Below are 18,808 nucleotides of genomic sequence, written 5' to 3' on the forward strand. Positions count from 1 at the left end.
ATTTAGGAAAAACAGGTTGGACAGTTCAACGTTTACTCAGAATAATTCAAGTGAATTTGTTTGAAAGAAGAACTTTAAAAGCTTTATTTTCACCCGATAAAATACCCATAAAACAAGAGGAAGCTCAAATGAGCTTCCTCTTGTGAAAAATTGTGGGACAGCAGTGCGCCTGAGCGTCCTTTTTTATCTATCCAGATCAGTCAAACAACCGATCAAAGAAAGATTTTTTCTTTGGAGAAGACTGGCTGCCCTCATCTTCCATGGTCGCTTGCAACTCTTTCAACAGTTCACGTTGACGTGCAGTCAGGTTCACTGGTGTTTCTACAACAACACGGCAAAGCAGATCACCTTGCATGGTTGAACGTACTGGTTTCACGCCCTTACCACGTAGGCGGAACAGTTTACCGGTTTGCGTACCTTCAGGAATTTTCAGGCTGACACGACCATCTAATGTCGGAATCTGAACTTCTTTACCCAAAGCTGCATCCGCAATTGAAATTGGCACATCCATATACAGATCTGCACCGTCACGCTGGAAGATTTCGTGTTCACGTACCACGACTTCAACGTATAGATCACCTGATTGGCCATCACGAATCGCTTCACCTTTACCAGTCAAGCGTACGCGGTCGCCATTGTCCACCCCGGCTGGGATAGTAACTTCTAGGGTTTGCTGACGGTCAGATACACCTGATCCATGACATTTATTACATGGGTTCTTAATGATCTTGCCCTGGCCACGACAGGTACTACAGGTTTGCTGTACCGAGAAGAAACCTTGCTGCATACGTACTTGGCCGGCACCATGACAGGTTGGACAGGTTTCAACATCGTTCGGATTTTTAGAACCTTTACCATCACAGGCGTCACATGGTGCTGGTGCAGTAAAAGTAATGGTTTTCTTAACGCCTTTGACTGCTTCTTCAAGCGTCAATTCCATCACATAGCGTAAGTCTGAACCACGGCGTTGACGTTGCTGGCCACGGCCCCCCCCACCAAAGGCTCCACCGAAAATATCCCCAAACTGGCTGAAAATATCTTCCGCACTGAAACCACCGAAGCCGCCAGCACCACCGCCCATACCACCTTCAAAGGCTTGATGGCCCATACGGTCGTACATGCTGCGTTTTTCGCTGTCTGACAGAACTTCATACGCTTCTGAAGCTTCTTTAAACTTCTCTTCAGCTTCAGGATTGTCCGGGTTACGGTCTGGATGATATTTCATCGCCAACTTACGGTAGGCTTTTTTAATTTCATCATCACTAGCGGTTTTAGAGACGCCCAAAACCTCATAATAATCACGTTTAGCCATGTCTGGCGATGCTCCTCACGGAATTCTATTTAATATTGACTGTGGTCTAAAATTGGGGTTAAACCCAGCTTTACAAGGGGAATTCTGAAAAAAAATTGAAAGCTTAGAATACGGCTTTGTTTTGAGAAAATTTGAAGATACCTTTGAACCAGGCATTAATGAGGAAAATAATGGCAATAAAGCTGAATACTACACCTGCGACTGTGCAGGCTTTTACCCAAAGCTGGCTATCCCAGGCGAAGAAAAATAATGGAATGAACCAGAGCGCTGCAAAAATCGCGAGTACTGAATAAATTACAATATTACGCATGATCCAGAGTGCCTGTGCCTGTAACCAGACTTCGGCATAATCGATCTGGGTCACCTTACGTGCATACCAGTAGGCGAATATGCCGCTTACCACTGTAAATAAAGCAAAAAACATGAAGACATAAGCCATCGCCACGGAGCGTCGCATCTTGGTGAGTGTGTCTTGAGTCATGTTTAGTCAACCTTAGTGTGCGGCCCAGCACAAGTGAGTTCCGCAGCAGTATGTCTTTTTTGAATTATTAAAAAATCAGGTACTACTATATTGAAATTTTCAATATTTCGCACCTGAAATTATGACAAATTTAAACAGAATTTAAACTTTTTTTCACTTTAAACCATTGTGCATATAAGGCTGGCAGGAAAAACAGCGTTAATAGCGTTGCAACGATCAATCCTCCCATAATGGCAACCGCCATTGGCCCGAAAAAAATGCTTCTGGATAAAGGAATCATGGCCAGAACGGCAGCCAGTGCAGTCAGGACAATCGGACGGCAACGGCGCACTGTGGCATTGATAATTGCATTCCATTGCGACTCACCGGCCTGAATATCCTGTTCAATCTGGTCAATGAGAATCAATGAGTTACGCATGATCATGCCTGACAAAGCAATCGTACCCAGCATGGCCACAAAGCCAAAAGGTTTATTGAAAATTAACAGGAATAAGACCACGCCAATAATGCCCAATGGCGCTGTCAGGAAGACAATAAAGGCACGCGAGATACTTCTAAGCTGGATCATCAGCAAAGTCATCACCACCGCTAAAAATAATGGCATACCCGCATTCACTGAGTTCTGCCCTCGCGCAGATTCTTCAACTGTCCCGCCTACCTCTATTAAATAGCCACTTGGCATTTCTGATCTGAGCTGTGCCAACTGATCTTTCAGCTCGTTGACCACGGTTGCCGGTTGCAGTTGCGTCCGGATATCAGCCCTTACGGTAATGGTCGGCAAGCGATTCCGATGCCAGATCAGGCCTTCTTCAAAGCTATATTCGATCTTGGCAATCTGGGCCAGAGGAACTGAACTCCCATTCGTGGTCGGTACTGCCAGACTACTCAGTGAACCGACATCGACACGTTCAGCCTGATCACCCCGTAAGCGGATCTCAATCAGCTCACGTTTCTCACGGTACTGATCAATCGCAGTTCCAGAAATTGAGCTATTCAGGAAATTGGCCAAATCGCTACTGCTTACTCCCAACTGACGGGCACGATCCTGATCGATATCCAGTTTAATCACTTTACTTGGCTCGCCCCAGTCCAGATGCACATTAGTAGTATTCGGATTATCTCCGACCGTTGCTGCAACTTTCTGTGCCCATTGACGGACTAATCCCAGGTCTTCACCCGATACTCGGAACTGTAATGGATAGCCGACGGGTGGGCCATTTTCCAGCAGAGATACGCGGGTACGGGCTTCTGGTAACAGCACCCGAATCTGGTCGCTTAAGGATTTACGGATTTCATTGCGGTCTTCAAGTGATGAAGCCAAGACCACAAACTGGGCAAAGCTGGCTTGCGGCAATTGCTGGTCTAATGGCAAATAGAAACGCGGTGAGCCGGTACCGACATAGACCACATAGTTATCAATCCCCTCCTGTTTGGACAGGAAGTTTTCAACTTTTTTCACTGCCGCTTCAGTCGCTTTTAATGAAGCGCCCTCTTCCAGTTTCAGATCTACCAGAATTTCGGCACGATTCGATGGCGGGAAGAATTGTTTTGGCACCAGATTAAACATCAAAATGGATAGCACAAAAATCCCGACAGTCGCCGCAATGACCGTTTTACGGTAGGTGACACAGATATTCACCCAACGGCGAAAGCCCTGATAGAACTTGGTTTGATAAGGATCATGATGTTCACCGGCATGATGCACCAGCGGCTCCGGTTCAGGGCGTTTGCCTAAACGCGCCCAGAGACGTTGATACCATGGTGCTCTCTGCACCAGATCTTTATTGAAATCTGGCAGGAGTTTGTCACCCAGATAAGGCACAAACAGAACTGCGGCAATCCAAGATACTAATAACGCCAGCGTCACCACCTGGAAAATCGAGCGGGTATATTCCCCGGTACTGGATGCTGCTGTCGCAATCGGCAGGAAACCGGCAGCAGTAATCAGGGTTCCAGTCAGCATTGGAAAAGCAGTCGTCCGCCAGGCATGACCGGCCGCCTGTAAGCGGCTAAAGCCCTGCTCCATTTTGATTGCCATCATTTCAATAGCAATGATCGCGTCATCGACCAGAAGGCCAAGTGCCAGAATCAGGGCACCCAGAGAAATCTTATGCAGGCCAACATCAAACAGTTGCATCCCGGCAAAGGTCATCGCCAATACTAACGGAATCGAGAAAGCCACCACCAAACCAGTACGGAACCCGAGTGAGAAAAAACTCACCAAGAGAACAATAATCACGGCCTCGGCCAGAACTTTCATAAATTCATTAATACTGCGTTTCACCGCTACCGGCTGATCTGAAACTTTTTGCAGATCCATCCCCAGAGGCAAAGTTTTCTGCAATCGAGCAAATTCCTGTTCCAGATTTTTACCCAAGGCAATGATGTCGCCGCCTTTACGCATCGATACGGCAATACCGATGCCATTTTCGCCCATAAAGCGCATACGCGGTTGTGCTGGATCAGTAAAGCCACGATAAACCTCCGCTACATCGCCAAGCTGGATGGTCTTGCCATTCACCAGTAAAGGTAGCTGCTGCAGTTCTTCGACATTATTCATCGCACCACTGACCCGCACCTGAATCCGGTCAGAACCGGTTTCAAAAAAGCCCGCCTGAGTCATGGCATTTTGCTGCTGCAGTGCCTGCTGAATAGCAGTCACCGGAATACCGAGCTGGGTAGCTTTGGTGTTGGAGATTTCGATCCAGATTTTCTGGTCTTGAAGTCCAATCAGTTCAACTTTGGCAACATCCTTGACCCGTTGCAACTGTAACTGCAAACGGTCGGCATATTCTTTAAGCGTGGCATAATCGAAGTCATTACCCTTGATGACATAGATGTTACCAAAGGTATCACCAAACTCATCATTGAAGAATGGACCTTGTACGCCTTGCGGCAATTCATGCCGAATATCATTGATTTTCTTACGGACGTTATACCAGACATCTGAGACATCCTTGGAAGCCAAGGAATCCTTGGCAATAAAAGTCACCATGGATTCCCCCGGACGGGAATAGGCCATGATCCGGTCATACTGTCCGGTAGTCATCAACTCTTTTTCAATCCGGTCGGTGACCTGTAAGGACATTTCTTTAGCACTGGCACCCGGCCAGTAGGTCTGGATTACCATCACCTTAAAGGTAAACGGCGGATCCTCACTTTGTGACAGTTTGGAATAGGATACGATGCCCACCAAACCGAGCAGGATCATGAAATACAGTACCAGACCTTTATTCTTTAAGGCCCATTCAGACAGGTTAAAGTTCATATTTAACTCCCTGCCTGAATTTTCACACTACGGTTTTCACGGTCAATCGGATTGATTTTTTGCTGGTCACGCAGCAGATGCACCCCACCAATCACCACATAATCATCAGCCTTTAACCCACTGAGAACTGGTACAGAATCACGGCCATAAGCACCCAGCTGAACCGGCACTTTGCGGATGGTATGATCCGGCTTGACTACCATCACATAGGCCTGCTGATCGGTCGCTGAAACGCTGGATAAAGGAACGCTAAGGATATTGTCCTGACTGTTCTGGAAGAACACCCGGGCACTCTGACCGAGCTGGATCTGGCTATTACCTTCGCGTAAAGCCACTTTCACCCGGAAGGTACGCGATTGATCTGCTGCAGGTGAAATCTCACGAACAAAGGCGGCGAATTTTTCATTCGGTTTGGACCATAACGTGACCCAGGCCGGCTGACCGGTTTTAATTTCGGAAATCGCCTGTTCAGGAACCCCAATCACGACTTCACGCTCACCGGCTATCGCCAGTTCAAAGGCCGCCTGCCCTGCTGCAACGACCTGACCAATTTCGATATTACGTGCAGTAATTACCCCACTTTTATTGGCAATGAGCTGGTTATAAGCAGTCTGATTTTTGGCCGTATCATAATTGGACTGGGCCTGTTTCAGATTTGACGCGGCTGCCTTATATTGGTTTTCAATCGCATCATATTGCGAACGGCTCACGGCATTGGTGGGTAACAGCTGCTTGAAACGCTGTAATTCATCCTGAGCAATTTTACTGGCCGATTGAGCACTTTCCAGCTGGGCACGTGCTGCATTTAATTGAAGTTGAGCATCTTTCACATCTAGGGTCGCCAAGACCTGCCCCACTTTTACCTGATCGCCCACATCGACAAAGCGCTGGATGACCTGCCCGCCTACCCGGAATGCCAGTGCTGTTTGCTGACGTGCCTGGACATCACCGGCATAGCTTTTCAATTCCTGATGTGAAGTTTTCGGTGTGGTCACCATGACAAATGGAACTTCCTGTTCTGCTGCAGCGCTGTCCTTGCTACATCCTGAGAAAGCCATACTGCATAGGACGATCATGCCAGCCAGTGCGCTCTGTATCGTGCTCATTATTGTTCGCTCTTATCTAATCATCATTTTTAGGGCAAAATAGGTAGATATATAAATTGCTTATTTTTTAATTAATATACCACCCGGTACACTAATTAGGATTCTGCAGTTAAAACAATGACCATATTGAATTTTTTTGGATGAAATTGTGCAAATACCGGTTGGACGGCCCAAGGATCTGGAGAAACGCCAGCGTATTCTGAACGCAGCGAAACAGCTGTTTTTACAGCATGGTTATCATGGTTCCAGCATGAACCAGATTGCGCTGGAAGCCGGGGTGACCAAACTCACTGTCTATAATCATTTTCAGGATAAGGCCACGCTGTTTAGCTGTGCGGTTGAAGAAACCTGTGAGGCAATTCTGCAAGAATCTCCTAAAGTTCTGCAGCCTGATAGTGATTTTCAGCAGGAGCTGTATCAGATCTGTCTGCGCTCATTCAATATTGCCAATCTGCCGGAAGCTCTCAAACTGGACCTGCTCATCATGCAACTGGCCTATGAAAAAAATCCGTTGGCGGAACGTTTTTATACAGCCTCACATATCAAGCTGAATCAGGCCTGGCATGATTTCTTTGAGCAGGCGCAGCAACATCAATTTATCCAGACTGATGATCCGCAGCATCAGACCGAACTGATGGTGTCCTTACTGCTAGGTATGCGACATCACAAAGTCTTACTGGATTTAAGCCCGTTACCTGACATGCAGCAACGCCATCAGATCATTCAGCAGGCCATCGAGATCTTTATGCTGAAATATGCAATTTCCCGTTAAATTTCTTCTATCTGGCCTGATCCTTGCAACAGCGTAAGGACTAAAATTCATCCAATTATCAACAAATGATATTCAACTTTTGTCTGCAAAAGACTTGGATTGTTATGCAGTCGGGGTATAGTCAAAGGAAGAATCGGAGGGATATAAAAAATGATTCAACAGATTGATGCACCTCTACGCGAAGACGTACGTTTACTGGGTAATTTGCTGGGAGAAACCCTGAAGTTACATGCGGGGCAAGATTTGTTTAATCAGGTCGAGCAAATTCGGGCCTTATCGAAAGGCGCTCGCGATGGACAGGTGGAAGCAGAAAAACAGCTGGAACAATTATTCCTGACTTTAGAAGATCATGAAATCCTACCATTGACCCGTGCCTTCACCCATTTCTTAAACTTTGCCAATATTGCCGAACAGTACCATGTGGTACGTCGTCGCCGTCAAAGCGAATTTGAGGAAAGCACAGAATCTCCAAATCCTCTGGTTCCTTTATTTGAAAAATTCAAACAGCAAGAAATTTCTGCAGAAACCTTATATCAGCAAATCTGTGAATTAAAGATTGAACTGGTGCTGACCGCACATCCAACAGAAGTCAGCCGACGCACCCTGATCCAGAAATATGATGGCATCAATAATGCCCTGTCCAAATTTGACCAGCAGAAACTGACCCCGCGTGAACGTCAGGCAGTTTTGGCTGACTTAAAACAGCTCATCAGTTCTGCCTGGCAAACTGATGAAATCCGTCAACATCGCCCAACCCCGGTGGATGAAGCCAAATGGGGCTTTACGACAATCGAACAGACCCTCTGGAATGCGGTTCCTAAATTCATCCGTGAGCTGAACGGCATGGTTGAGGAACAATGTGGCCAGACTTTGCCGCTAGATGTTGCTCCGGTACGTTTCGCTTCCTGGATGGGTGGCGACCGGGATGGCAATCCGAATGTGACGCATAATGTGACCCAGGAAGTATTGTGGTTGTCGCGCTGGAAAGCAGCCGACCTGTATTTGCGTGATATTGAAAACCTGCGCTGGGAACTTTCTATTCAGCAATGCAGTGATGAAATTACACAGGCGTTAGGCCACCAACATCCTGAACCTTACCGTGAATATTTACGCGATATACGTGAACGTCTAAAAATTACCCGTGCTTGGCTGGCTGAAAAACTGCATGGCAAAGATGCGGATGATAGTCGGGTCATTAAAAGTAAAGATGAGTTATTAAAACCGTTACTGACCTGTTATCGCTCATTGATGGCGTGCAATCTGGCAGAACTTGCCAATAGCAGTCTGCTGGACCTGATTTACCGGGTGAACTGTTTCGGAATTGAACTCCTCAAACTGGATATCCGTCAGGAATCCGGTCGTCATCGTCAGGCCATTTCAGCCATTACTGAATATCTGGGTCTGGGTAATTTCGAAACCTGGACTGAACAGGCCCGTCAAAACTTCCTGTTGCAGGAACTGCAAAGTAAACGGCCTCTACTACCTAAACACCTGAATGAACCAGCGGGTAGCCTGATTGAACATCCAGATGTACAGGAAGTGTTTACCACCATGCGCACATTGGCCGAACAGCCAAGTGAGTCTCTGGGTGCCTATATTATTTCCATGGCCGAATACCCAAGTGATGTGCTGGCTGTCTTGCTGCTGCAAAAAGAAGCTGGGATTAAACAGCCTTTACGGGTAGTACCTTTATTTGAAACCTTAAAAGATCTCGACGGCGCTGCTGACACCATGTCGACACTCTTTAATATGCATTGGTACAAGCAGCATATTCAGGGTAAGCATGAGGTCATGATTGGTTATTCGGATTCAGCCAAAGATGCCGGCTTTATGTCAGCCAACTGGGCACAGTACCGTGCGCAGGAAGAACTGACCGCAGTTGCTAAACAGCATGGTATCCAGTTGACCTTGTTCCATGGCCGTGGCGGTTCGATCAGCCGCGGCGGTGCACCCACCCAGCAAGCCTTGTTCTCGCAACCACCAGGCTCTATTTCAGGCGCTATTCGGGTGACTGAACAGGGTGAAATGATCCGCTTTAAATTCGGTCTGGAAGAAATCGCACTACAAAATCTGGAAATTTATACAGCGGCGACGCTGGAAGCGACTTTATTACCGCCACCTGAACCAAAACCGGAATGGCGTGATCTGATGCATAAAATGACTGATCTGTCAGTACAAGTCTATCGTCAGACGGTACGTGAAAATCCGCATTTCGTAAAATACCTGCGTACCGTGACCCCAGAACTGGAACTGCAAATGCTGCCGCTTGGTTCACGTCCTGCCAAACGTAAGGTCAGCGGTGGAATTGAATCCTTGCGTGCTATTCCCTGGGTCTTCGCCTGGACCCAGATCCGTTTGATGTTACCGGCTTGGCTGGGTACCGGTGCCGCATTAAATGAGGTACTGGATCAAGGGCAACGTACAATTCTGGATGAGATGCTAACCGAATGGCCTTATTTCCAGACCTTAATTGATATGCTGGAAATGGTGCTGTCCAAAGCAGACAGCAATGTCGCGCTCTATTACGAATCACATCTGACTCAGGATGAAGACCTGAAAGAGCTCGGCACGGAACTGCGTCAACGCTTGCAAGATGCCATCCAGACCCTACTCACTTTAAAAGATGAATCAAAACTGCTGAGCAGTAATGGTGTCTTGGACCAGTCCATGACCGTGCGTAAACCTTATCTGTTACCGCTCCATTTACTGCAAGCCGAATTGATGAAACGTCGTCGATTATATCTGGAACAGCAGCAGGCTGAACACACGCCAGTCGATCATGCCCTAATGGTGAGTATTGCCGGTATTGCCGCCGGTTTACGAAATACCGGTTGATTTTTTCCCTTCCATTTAAAGCACATCTACACGATGTGCTTTTTTATTGATCAGTCAATAGCCAAAAAAAGCTTTATTTATATATCAAATTGAAATTACTTATAGAAGTTGAATATGAATTGTCCGGGAATTAATCCACTGATTTAACTTTAGTTTTGATTTAAAAAACTTTTACCGCACGGTAAAATATCAAATAAAGTCATAGAATTAATTTGAACAAAAATTTTGTTTCAGTGATTAAATCTTCTAAAAAACAAGAGTATGATGTGCACAATTTATCTTTTGAGTGCTCATTTTATGTCCAATTGGTTTCCCAAGTGGCGCCCTTATGAGGGTAGTATCGATGCACGACCAGTAGGTACCGCAGAGTATTTACCGCCTGCCCAGACCCTGATCTTGGGGGTACAACATGCCTTTGCCATGTTCGGAGCGACGGTACTGGCGCCATTTCTAATGGGTTTTGATCCCAATCTGGCCATTTTAATGTCGGGGATCTGTACCATCCTGTTCTTCCTGATCACGGGTGGTCGTGTACCAAGTTATCTGGGTTCAAGCTTTGCGTTCATTGGGGTGGTGATTGCAGCAACCGGCTATGCAGGTGCTGGCGGACTGAATCCAAATATTGGTGTCGCCGCTGGCGGGATTATTGCATGTGGTGTGCTTTATACCTTGATGGGTGTTCTGGTCATGGCAACGGGAACCCGCTGGATTGAAAAATTGATGCCGCCGGTGGTGACCGGTGCGGTGGTAATGATTATCGGTCTGAACCTGGCCCCTGTGACTGTGAAAAACGTCATGGGCAATACCTTTAATATGTGGATGTCACTGGTGACCGTACTGTGTATGGGTTCTATTGCGGTGTTTACCAAAGGTCTGGTACAGCGTCTATTGCTCTTGATCGGTTTATTGCTGGCTTACTTCATTTACTACATTTTAAGTAATGTGATGGGCTATGGTACTGCGATTGATTTTGCGCCAATTCAGCAAGCTGGCTGGTTTGGTGTTCCGAGCTTCCATGCACCTGTATTTGATACCAATGCCATGCTGATCATTGCGCCAATTGCCTTGATTCTGATTGCAGAAAACCTGGGACATATTAAAGCGGTGGGTGCCATGACCGGTGAGAATCTAGATCCGCATATCGGTAAAGCCTTTGTGGCGGACGGTATTGCAACTACCTTGGCAGGTGGTGTGGGCGCACCGGGTATGACTACCTATGGTGAAAATATTGGTGTGATGGCCGTTACCCGGGTTTACTCGACGATTATCTTTGCTGTTGCCGGTGTATTTGCAGTATTCCTCGGTTTATCGCCGAAATTTGGTGCGATTATTCATACCATTCCAACGGCGATTTTAACCGGTGCCTCTATTGTGGTCTTTGGTTTGATTACTATTGCCGGTGCGAAAATCTGGATCGAAAATAAAGTCGATTTTTCACAAAACAAAAACCTGATGGTGGCAGCAGTAACGATTATTCTGGGTACGGGTGACTTTGCCCTGACCTTCGGTAACTTTAACCTCGGTGGAATTGGTACAGCGACCTTTGCTGCGCTATTCCTGAACTGGTTCTTTAGCCTGGTCGATAAAAAATAATGTGAAGACTTAAATTTTCAAGCAGCCTCCGGGCTGCTTTTTTTATATCGCTAGAATTGTTTAAATAGGCCTGATCTTTTATATGAGCATCCTGCCGATGCGTCTGGATTTTTTTGATTTACATCTTTTTCTCAATATAGTCGACACAGGTAGTCTGACCAAAGGTGCTGAACGCTCTGCTATTTCCTTACAGGCAGCCAGTGAACGGATTAAAAAGCTGGAACAGCAATATCAGGTCAGTCTGTTCAGCCGCCATTCTGCTGGGGTAAAAATGACTTTTGCGGGACAGGTCTTTGCTGAACATGCCCAAGCCCTGTTGCAACAGGGACAACAGTTGTCTCAAGCCATGGCCGGCTTTAGTGAAGGACTCAATTCCAATATCAGCTTATGGTGTAACTCTTCAGCACAAAGTGAGTACCTTCCCCTATTATTGCCCCAGTATCTGGTGAATAACCCAAATATCCAGATCGACCTCAAAGAAGCAGAGAGCAAGGACATCATTGCGGCTTTGGCGAGTGGTACTGCCAAGCTAGGACTTATTTCCAGCTTTTTTCCTGCGCCACAATTACAGACTCTGGAATTTTCAGATGATCCTTTGGTGCTGATCTGCCCTGAACAGCATGATCTGGCAGCTAATCAGGCATTAATATTAGCAGACTGTCTGAGTTATCCCTTTGTTGGTCTGATGCAATATCACTCTTTGCAGCAGTCGATTGAAACCCAGGCTCGCTTGCTGAACTGTGAAATTCAATACCGCTTACGCTTACCAAATTTTGCCGCCATTGCCCAAGTTGTGGCCAATGGTGTAGGTATCGCGATCATGCCAAAACGTGCTGCACAACGTTTGGCCGAGCTCTATGCATTTCAGCAAATCCAGCTGACGGGAGATTGGGCCAACCGCAAGTTATTGTTAGCTGCGAAGAACTTTGATGAACTGAGCACCGCCTATCAGCACTTTAGCCAGTTCCTCATTTCTGCGGATGTACAAAAAATCCTGAATTAAATCCAGCCGAATTGATGCAGCATCATATAGCTGCCTAAGGCGATCAGGCCGATAAAAAATACTGTCCGGAATTTCTGTTCAGGGATACGGGAACGGATTTTTTTGCCGAACCACATTCCGATCAAGGCTGGAATCAGTGCAATCGCCGACATGGCATAATCAATCGGCATATCTTCCACCGGGTTTTGGTGCAGGAAAATTGCCAAACACACCGTTGAGGTAGTAAATACCAATCCTAAGGCCTGAACCAGATCATCACGTTTTAAATGCAGGGTTTGTAAATAAGGCACCACGGGAATCACCACTACCCCAGTTGCCACGGTCAAGGCACCTCCGAGATATCCCATAATTGGAGAAAGCCACTTTTCATGCTGGCTTAAATCTGGCATCCGTTTCGCCAATAAACCATATAGGCCATATAGAGCAAGCATCCCGCCCAATAAAGCTTCACTATGAAATTCAGAATGACCTAAAGTCGGGAAAATACTCCAGACTGAACCCAGGATAATGCCTGCCAGCAACAGCCAGAAACGGCGAATCAGTTTCAGTACATGACCTTCAGCAAAGAGTTGCCAAAAATTGGTCAGCATTGAAGGCACGATCAGTAAAGTTGCTGCCTGGAATGGGCTCATAAATATGGTCAGCAAACCCATGGACACCGCAGGCAAACCTAATCCAATGGTGCCTTTAATCAGGCCAGCCAGAGCAAAAATAGCAATAATAAAAGCAGTCATCTGATGACCCTAAATTGATTTAAGCTCATGCTATAGAAATCACGAATAGAGTAAAATCAGGGTTTTAAGAAGGAAGCCTCAAGCAAATGTTGAGGCTTCAGATGGATGTGCCGAAACTCATCAGATTCATCAGCAAAAATCGGATATGAAAATTGTTTAAGGACGGAATTCTTTCAGTTCACGCTGAATGAAATACTGGAACATTTCCCGGTACAGATGTTCAATAAACGCCTGATCCACACCTTGCTGTTGTGCCAAGGCTTTGACATTTTCCACGATCTGTTCCATACGCTCCGGTGATTGCAGATCAGTTTCAGTTTTTTTAAAACGGGTGGTTTGATCAACATAAAATTGACGCGCAGCGATCAGCTCAACTAAAGCTGTATCAATGGCATCGATCTGTTGACGTGCATGTTGTAATGATTCAGCTTTGATTTTTTCCATGTTTATTCAGTCACTTTCAGTTTAGTTATCACTCTTATACTTTTCTTCTAACACATTACTGAAAATACTTTCAATCATCCAGACACGATATAAGCTATTAAATGTATAACTTTGCCCATCAATACGCAGTTCTAGGACCGGTAAATTCGGCTGGGACTTCATTTCACATAAGGTGTCATTTTCCTGCAACTTGGCCAGAACGTCTTCCTGGGTCAGTTCAGTAATACTCAGTTCCTGCTGCATACGCTTGAAATGTGCTGCATAAGACAGATCATAACCACGAGTCCAGACCGCTTCCAGAATCTGGTACATGGCTTCAATCCGCTGCTCTTCCGGACAGCTATAAAACAATTGCGCCATCGGCATTACAGCCTGCTCGGTTGGTCGGCAGAATGGGGTAAATTTGACTTCAGTCCGCTTGGATAAGCGTGTCGCCAGACTCCAGTCAAACCAGTCCCGTCCCTGATAAGACAGCGGATAGACATTCAACTGGATATTATAAAAATCAGCCAGCTCTTCCTTAATATAGGCCAGCAACAACCAGGAAATCGGATCTTCCAGAGCGATATACAGGTCTAGCTCCGGGTCCATAGACTGGATTTCATTCAGCTCTTCCGCATCACTGATCAGATGCTCGCGCCATTCAATATGATTGATCAGGAAAATCGGATTGCCGGTCAGTAATCTCTGCTGTTTCAGGCGACGGGTCAGACGTAACAAGTCATCTACCGCCTGATACTGGCGTCCGCCAAACTGGAAATAGCTGGCCAGAATCGGATTATGCTCAAAAATTCGTTCCGGAAAATTCTGCGGCGCATGATGACGGCTGGCCATCGCATATAAGGTGCGTAATTTTCCGTTCTGTTTTTGCCAGAGCATATGGAATACATCTTCTAGCAAATACAGAAAATCCTGTCCGCGTAATGGTGTATTTCTCAGGATGGTTTCTGCCTGCTTTAAGGCTTCAGCTGTCGGTAATTCTGGGGTCTCATGAAAACTGAAACGATGCTGTTTAGATAAAATTTTGGCATCATTCAGGCAATAGTGCTGCCATTCATCAAAAGACATTTGATTAGGCGGTTCAGCCCGCTGATCTGAAATGATGACTTTGAGTGGCTTCAGTTCCGGACTGAGAATTTCTTCCAGTTGCGGTAACTGTTGTACCGCCAGATAACTATAAACATCATCCAGTCTTAAATGGATGCTCAAGCCATCTTCAATAGATAACACCGTTTGACGAACTGGTTTCTGGTAAAACCAACTCGATCGGATTGGATCAAACCAACGGCGTAGCAGGGACATGAGAGGTGCCTCGAAAAGATTTTGTCATGCCAGCCCTTGCCAGCAGGATCGTTTTATTCAACATCCTATTATGAGGATGTTTATGACCTGATATAAGTCTTGTGCAAAACTTATATCAAGTCAGCAACAAATGTTCAATGTTTTCTAGGACTTTAGATTTCAAGATTTAGGTCAGTCACGGCCCCGGTCTCCGCCCCAGAGGTCAGTTTGGCGAATTTCGCCAGTGCCCCGTGAGTGTAATTCGGTTTCGGTTTCACCCAGGCCGCCTGACGTGCAGCAAGCTCTTCATCCGAAATATGCCAGGTCATTTCACGGGTTTCCGCATTAATGGAAATTTCATCGCCATTTTGCACCAGACCAATCGGGCCACCCTCATAGGCTTCCGGTGTGACATGACCAATCACAAAACCATGACTTCCGCCTGAGAAACGGCCATCAGTAATCAGTGCAACTGAATCCCCCAGACCTTTACCAATAATAGCAGAAGTCGGTTTCAGCATTTCCGGCATGCCCGGTCCACCTTTAGGACCTACACCGCGAATCACGACTACCTCACCTGGCTGAACTTCGCCATCCAGAATCCCGCGCATCGCACCCTGTTCGCCTTCAAACACGCGGGCCGGTCCTTTGAAATATAGACCTTCCTTACCGGTAATTTTGGCGACTGCGCCATTTGGTGACAGGTTGCCTTTCATAATGATCAGATGCGAGTCTTTTTTCACCGGTTGGTCGAATGGCAAAATAATCTGCTGGTCTTCAGGATAATCTTCTACATCTGCCAGGTTTTCTGCCAGTGTTTTTCCGGTCACAGTCAGGCAGGAACCATCTAGCATGCCAGCATCCAGCATGCGTTTCATCAATGGCTGGATCCCACCAATGGCAATCAGTTCCGACATTAGATATTTACCGGATGGACGGACATCGGCGACTACAGGAATTTCTTTACCAATTCGTACAAAGTCATCTAGGCTCAGCTCAACACCCGCTGTATGCGCCATGGCTAACAGATGCAGCACTCCATTGGTTGATCCACCCAATGCAATCAATACTTTAATTGAATTTTCAAAAGCCGCTTTGGTCATGATGTCACGTGGCTTGATATCCAGACGCAGTAGATTCATCACTGCTTCACCAGCACGGGCACAGTCAATCTGCTTGTCTTCAGACACCGCTTCCTGTGCGGATGAGCCTGGCAGGCTCATGCCGAGAGCTTCAATCGCAGAGGCCATAGAATTGGCGGTATACATCCCCCCACAAGAACCCGGCCCTGGCAAAGACACTTCTTCAATATGTTTCACCTGAATCGCATTAATTTCGCCTTTGGCATGCTGACCCACCGCTTCAAATACCGAAATCATGTCGGTATGGCCTTCACCCGGCTTGATGGTGCCACCATAAATAAACAGACCTGGACGGTTTAAACGTGCCAAGCCCATGATGCAGCCCGGCATGTTTTTGTCACAACCGCCAATGGCAATCACGCCATCATAGGCCTGACAACCAACTACTGCTTCAATCGAATCGGCAATAATTTCCCGCGACAGCAAGGAGTATTTCATCCCTTCAGTCCCGTTCGAGATCCCGTCGGAAATAGTGATGGTATTGAAGATAATGCCCTTACCACCGGCAGCATTCACGCCCTGCTCGACTGTACGTGCCAGGCCATCAATATGCATATTGCAAGGGGTCACATTGGCCCAGGTCGACGCGATCCCGATAAACGGACGAGTAAAGTCTTCATCCTGAAAACCGGTGGCACGCATCATGGATCGGGCCGGTGCATTTTCGATGCCTTCATAGACGGGAGCAGAATGTTCTCGGATATTGTCTTTACTCATTTTAATCGTCCTGGATGTAATTCTTGTGAAGCTTAAAAGCTGTCTAGGTTTTATTCGATTGTATAGAAAGCGATCTTTAGATAAAAGTAAGACTCTGTGTATCTGATTCGGTTATTTGAGGCAGTGCAATTATCAAAAATAAAAAAAGCACCCCTTCTGGAGTGCTTTTTTGCGCTATAAAATTTACAGCTTAGATTTCACGTACTGCGCCTTTTGCAGCACTTGTGGTATGCATGGCATAAGCTTTCAAAGCTTTAGAAATCTTACGTGGACGGTCTTCTACTGGATGCCAGCCTTTTTCATCTTGAGCAGCACGACGAGCGGCCATAGTCGCATCATCCACAGCTAGGTGAATGGTACGGTTTGGAATATCGATTTCGATACGGTCGCCATCTTCAACCAGACCAATAGCACCACCTTCAGCCGCTTCCGGAGAAACGTGACCAATCGACAGACCTGAAGAACCACCAGAGAAACGGCCGTCAGTCAGAAGTGCGCACTCTTTACCAAGACCTTTAGATTTCAGGTAGCTGGTTGGGTACAGCATTTCCTGCATACCAGGGCCACCACGTGGACCTTCGTAACGAATCACAACTACATCACCTGCTGTGATTTTGCCACCCAGAATCGCATCTACCGCAGAATCCTGGCTTTCAAATACGCGTGCAGTCCCGTTAAATTTCAGGATTGATTCATCTACACCAGCTGTTTTTACGATACAGCCATCCAGCGCGATGTTGCCATAAAGTACAGCCAGACCACCGTCTTTAGAGAAAGCATGTTCTGCATTACGGATTACACCATTTTCACGGTCTCCATCCAGACGTGAGTAGTAACGATCTTGTGAGAATGCAGTCTGAGTCGGTACGCCACCTGGTGCTGATTTAAAGAATTTATACACTTCTTCATCTTCAGTACGGATGATGTCCCATTTATCTAAAGCATCTTTTAATGTTGCTTCATGAACGGTACCTACAGAGGTATCTAACAGGCCTGCACGATCCAGTTCACCGAGGATCGACATAATACCGCCGGCACGATGTACGTCTTCCATATGCACGTCATTCTTCGCAGGAGCAACCTTACAAAGCACGGGTACTTTACGAGACAGACGGTCAATGTCATCCATAGTGAAGTCCACACCGGCTTCGTTTGCAGCAGCTAATAAGTGCAGAACAGTATTGGTTGAACCGCCCATTGCGATATCTAAAGTCATGGCATTTTCATACGATGCTTTGGTCACCATTGAACGTGGCAAGACGCTGTAATCATCTTGTTCATAATGACGTTTTGCCAGTTCAACAATGAGAGAACCAGCGCGTTCGAACAGTTTTTTACGGTTCGCATGAGTTGCCAAAGTTGAACCGTTACCTGGAAGTGATAGACCCAATGCTTCAGTCAAACAGTTCATTGAGTTCGCAGTGAACATGCCTGAACATGAACCACAGGTTGGGCATGCTGAACGTTCGTATTCCGCAACTTCTTCATCAGTATAGTTATCATCTGCCGCAACGATCATCGCATCGATCAGGTCGATGGCTTTGTCATTACCACGGATTTTTACTTTACCGGCTTCCATCGGACCGCCAGACACGAAGACCACTGGAATGTTCAGACGCATTGCCGCCATCAACATCCCCGGAGTGATCTTGTCACAGTTCGAGATACACACCATGGCATCGGCACAGTGTGCGCTGACCATATATTCCACCGAGTCAGCAATCAGGTCGCGTGAAGGCAGTGAATACAACATACCGTCATGACCCATCGCAATGCCGTCATCAACAGCAATGGTATTGAATTCTTTTGCTACACCGCCTGCCTGTTCAATCTGACGTGCCACGAGCTGGCCTAGATCTTTAAGGTGAACATGACCCGGTACAAACTGAGTGAATGAGTTCACCACTGCAATAATCGGTTTACCGAAGTCTTCATCCTTCATCCCAGTTGCGCGCCATAAGCCACGCGCACCCGCCATGTTTCTTCCGTGTGTCGATGTTTTTGAACGATAGTCAGGCATTTTATATTTCCAACAAAGTTTGAGCTTGAAATGAACCGAAAAAGGTTCACTCTGGCTAGATCATACTGACAATGAGCTTAAATCAGTCGAATGTTAGACC

The 18,808-nt window shown here is 46.5% G+C and carries 13 protein-coding genes and 1 pseudogene; 5 read left to right on the top strand and 9 right to left on the bottom strand.

Annotated elements, in window-relative coordinates:
* A pseudogene (locus tag FTU00_RS13535) lies at positions 1–146 on the top strand (IS4 family transposase); the annotation flags it as partial.
* Between the two features lie 50 nt (positions 147–196).
* On the opposite strand, the gene dnaJ reads toward FTU00_RS13535, so the two are convergent.
* From dnaJ to FTU00_RS13555, 4 genes are all read right to left on the bottom strand, one after another.
* Positions 197–1,312, bottom strand: coding sequence for a molecular chaperone DnaJ (gene dnaJ, locus FTU00_RS13540; protein ID WP_034703346.1), 1,116 nt, complete (start codon positions 1,310–1,312; stop codon positions 197–199).
* Positions 1,313–1,415: 103 nt separating this feature from the next.
* Positions 1,416–1,793 (bottom strand): hypothetical protein, encoded by a 378-nt coding sequence (locus tag FTU00_RS13545; RefSeq protein ID WP_104426832.1) that lies wholly within the window; start codon positions 1,791–1,793, stop codon positions 1,416–1,418.
* Between the two features lie 130 nt (positions 1,794–1,923).
* On the bottom strand, positions 1,924–5,061 hold the full coding sequence (locus FTU00_RS13550) for an efflux RND transporter permease subunit (RefSeq protein ID WP_180179892.1): 3,138 nt from the start codon (positions 5,059–5,061) through the stop codon (positions 1,924–1,926).
* Positions 5,062–5,063: 2 nt separating this feature from the next.
* Complete coding sequence (locus tag FTU00_RS13555) at positions 5,064–6,167, bottom strand: efflux RND transporter periplasmic adaptor subunit (RefSeq protein WP_180179893.1); 1,104 nt, start codon at positions 6,165–6,167, stop codon at positions 5,064–5,066.
* A 148-nt stretch (positions 6,168–6,315) separates the two neighbouring features.
* Between FTU00_RS13555 and FTU00_RS13560 the strand changes: the two genes are divergently transcribed.
* The 4 genes from FTU00_RS13560 to FTU00_RS13575 all read left to right on the top strand — a co-directional run bounded on the left by FTU00_RS13560 (position 6,316) and on the right by FTU00_RS13575 (position 12,370).
* Entirely contained in the window at positions 6,316–6,939 is a 624-nt protein-coding gene (locus tag FTU00_RS13560) for a TetR/AcrR family transcriptional regulator (protein ID WP_180012127.1), read from the top strand.
* A 150-nt stretch (positions 6,940–7,089) separates the two neighbouring features.
* Positions 7,090–9,774, top strand: a complete 2,685-nt coding sequence (gene ppc, locus FTU00_RS13565) for a phosphoenolpyruvate carboxylase (RefSeq protein ID WP_180179894.1) — start codon at positions 7,090–7,092, stop codon at positions 9,772–9,774.
* Positions 9,775–10,071: 297 nt separating this feature from the next.
* On the top strand, positions 10,072–11,367 hold the full coding sequence (locus FTU00_RS13570) for a solute carrier family 23 protein (RefSeq protein ID WP_166137407.1): 1,296 nt from the start codon (positions 10,072–10,074) through the stop codon (positions 11,365–11,367).
* A 97-nt stretch (positions 11,368–11,464) separates the two neighbouring features.
* Positions 11,465–12,370 carry a LysR family transcriptional regulator gene (locus FTU00_RS13575; protein ID WP_180179898.1) on the top strand — a complete coding sequence of 302 codons (906 nt, stop codon included), beginning with the start codon at positions 11,465–11,467 and terminating at the stop codon, positions 12,368–12,370.
* Here FTU00_RS13575 and FTU00_RS13580 read toward each other — a convergent pair.
* The 5 genes from FTU00_RS13580 to ilvD (FTU00_RS13600) all read right to left on the bottom strand — a co-directional run bounded on the left by FTU00_RS13580 (position 12,367) and on the right by ilvD (FTU00_RS13600) (position 18,708).
* Positions 12,367–13,104 (bottom strand): sulfite exporter TauE/SafE family protein, encoded by a 738-nt coding sequence (locus FTU00_RS13580; RefSeq protein ID WP_180179895.1) that lies wholly within the window; start codon positions 13,102–13,104, stop codon positions 12,367–12,369. The genes FTU00_RS13575 and FTU00_RS13580 overlap by 4 nt on opposite strands.
* A gap of 156 nt (positions 13,105–13,260) precedes the next feature.
* On the bottom strand, positions 13,261–13,548 hold the full coding sequence (locus FTU00_RS13585; protein WP_004780403.1) for a chorismate mutase: 288 nt from the start codon (positions 13,546–13,548) through the stop codon (positions 13,261–13,263).
* Positions 13,549–13,569: 21 nt separating this feature from the next.
* On the bottom strand, positions 13,570–14,850 hold the full coding sequence (locus FTU00_RS13590) for a hypothetical protein (RefSeq protein ID WP_180179896.1): 1,281 nt from the start codon (positions 14,848–14,850) through the stop codon (positions 13,570–13,572).
* 152 nt (positions 14,851–15,002) lie between these two features.
* Positions 15,003–16,688, bottom strand: coding sequence for a dihydroxy-acid dehydratase (gene ilvD, locus FTU00_RS13595; protein WP_166137416.1), 1,686 nt, complete (start codon positions 16,686–16,688; stop codon positions 15,003–15,005).
* 190 nt (positions 16,689–16,878) lie between these two features.
* Positions 16,879–18,708, bottom strand: a complete 1,830-nt coding sequence (gene ilvD, locus FTU00_RS13600) for a dihydroxy-acid dehydratase (RefSeq protein WP_081402678.1) — start codon at positions 18,706–18,708, stop codon at positions 16,879–16,881.
* Between the last annotated feature and the right edge of the window lie 100 nt (positions 18,709–18,808).

The organism is Acinetobacter sp. YH12041 (assembly GCF_013419975.1).
Taxonomy (GTDB): Bacteria; Pseudomonadota; Gammaproteobacteria; order Pseudomonadales; family Moraxellaceae; genus Acinetobacter.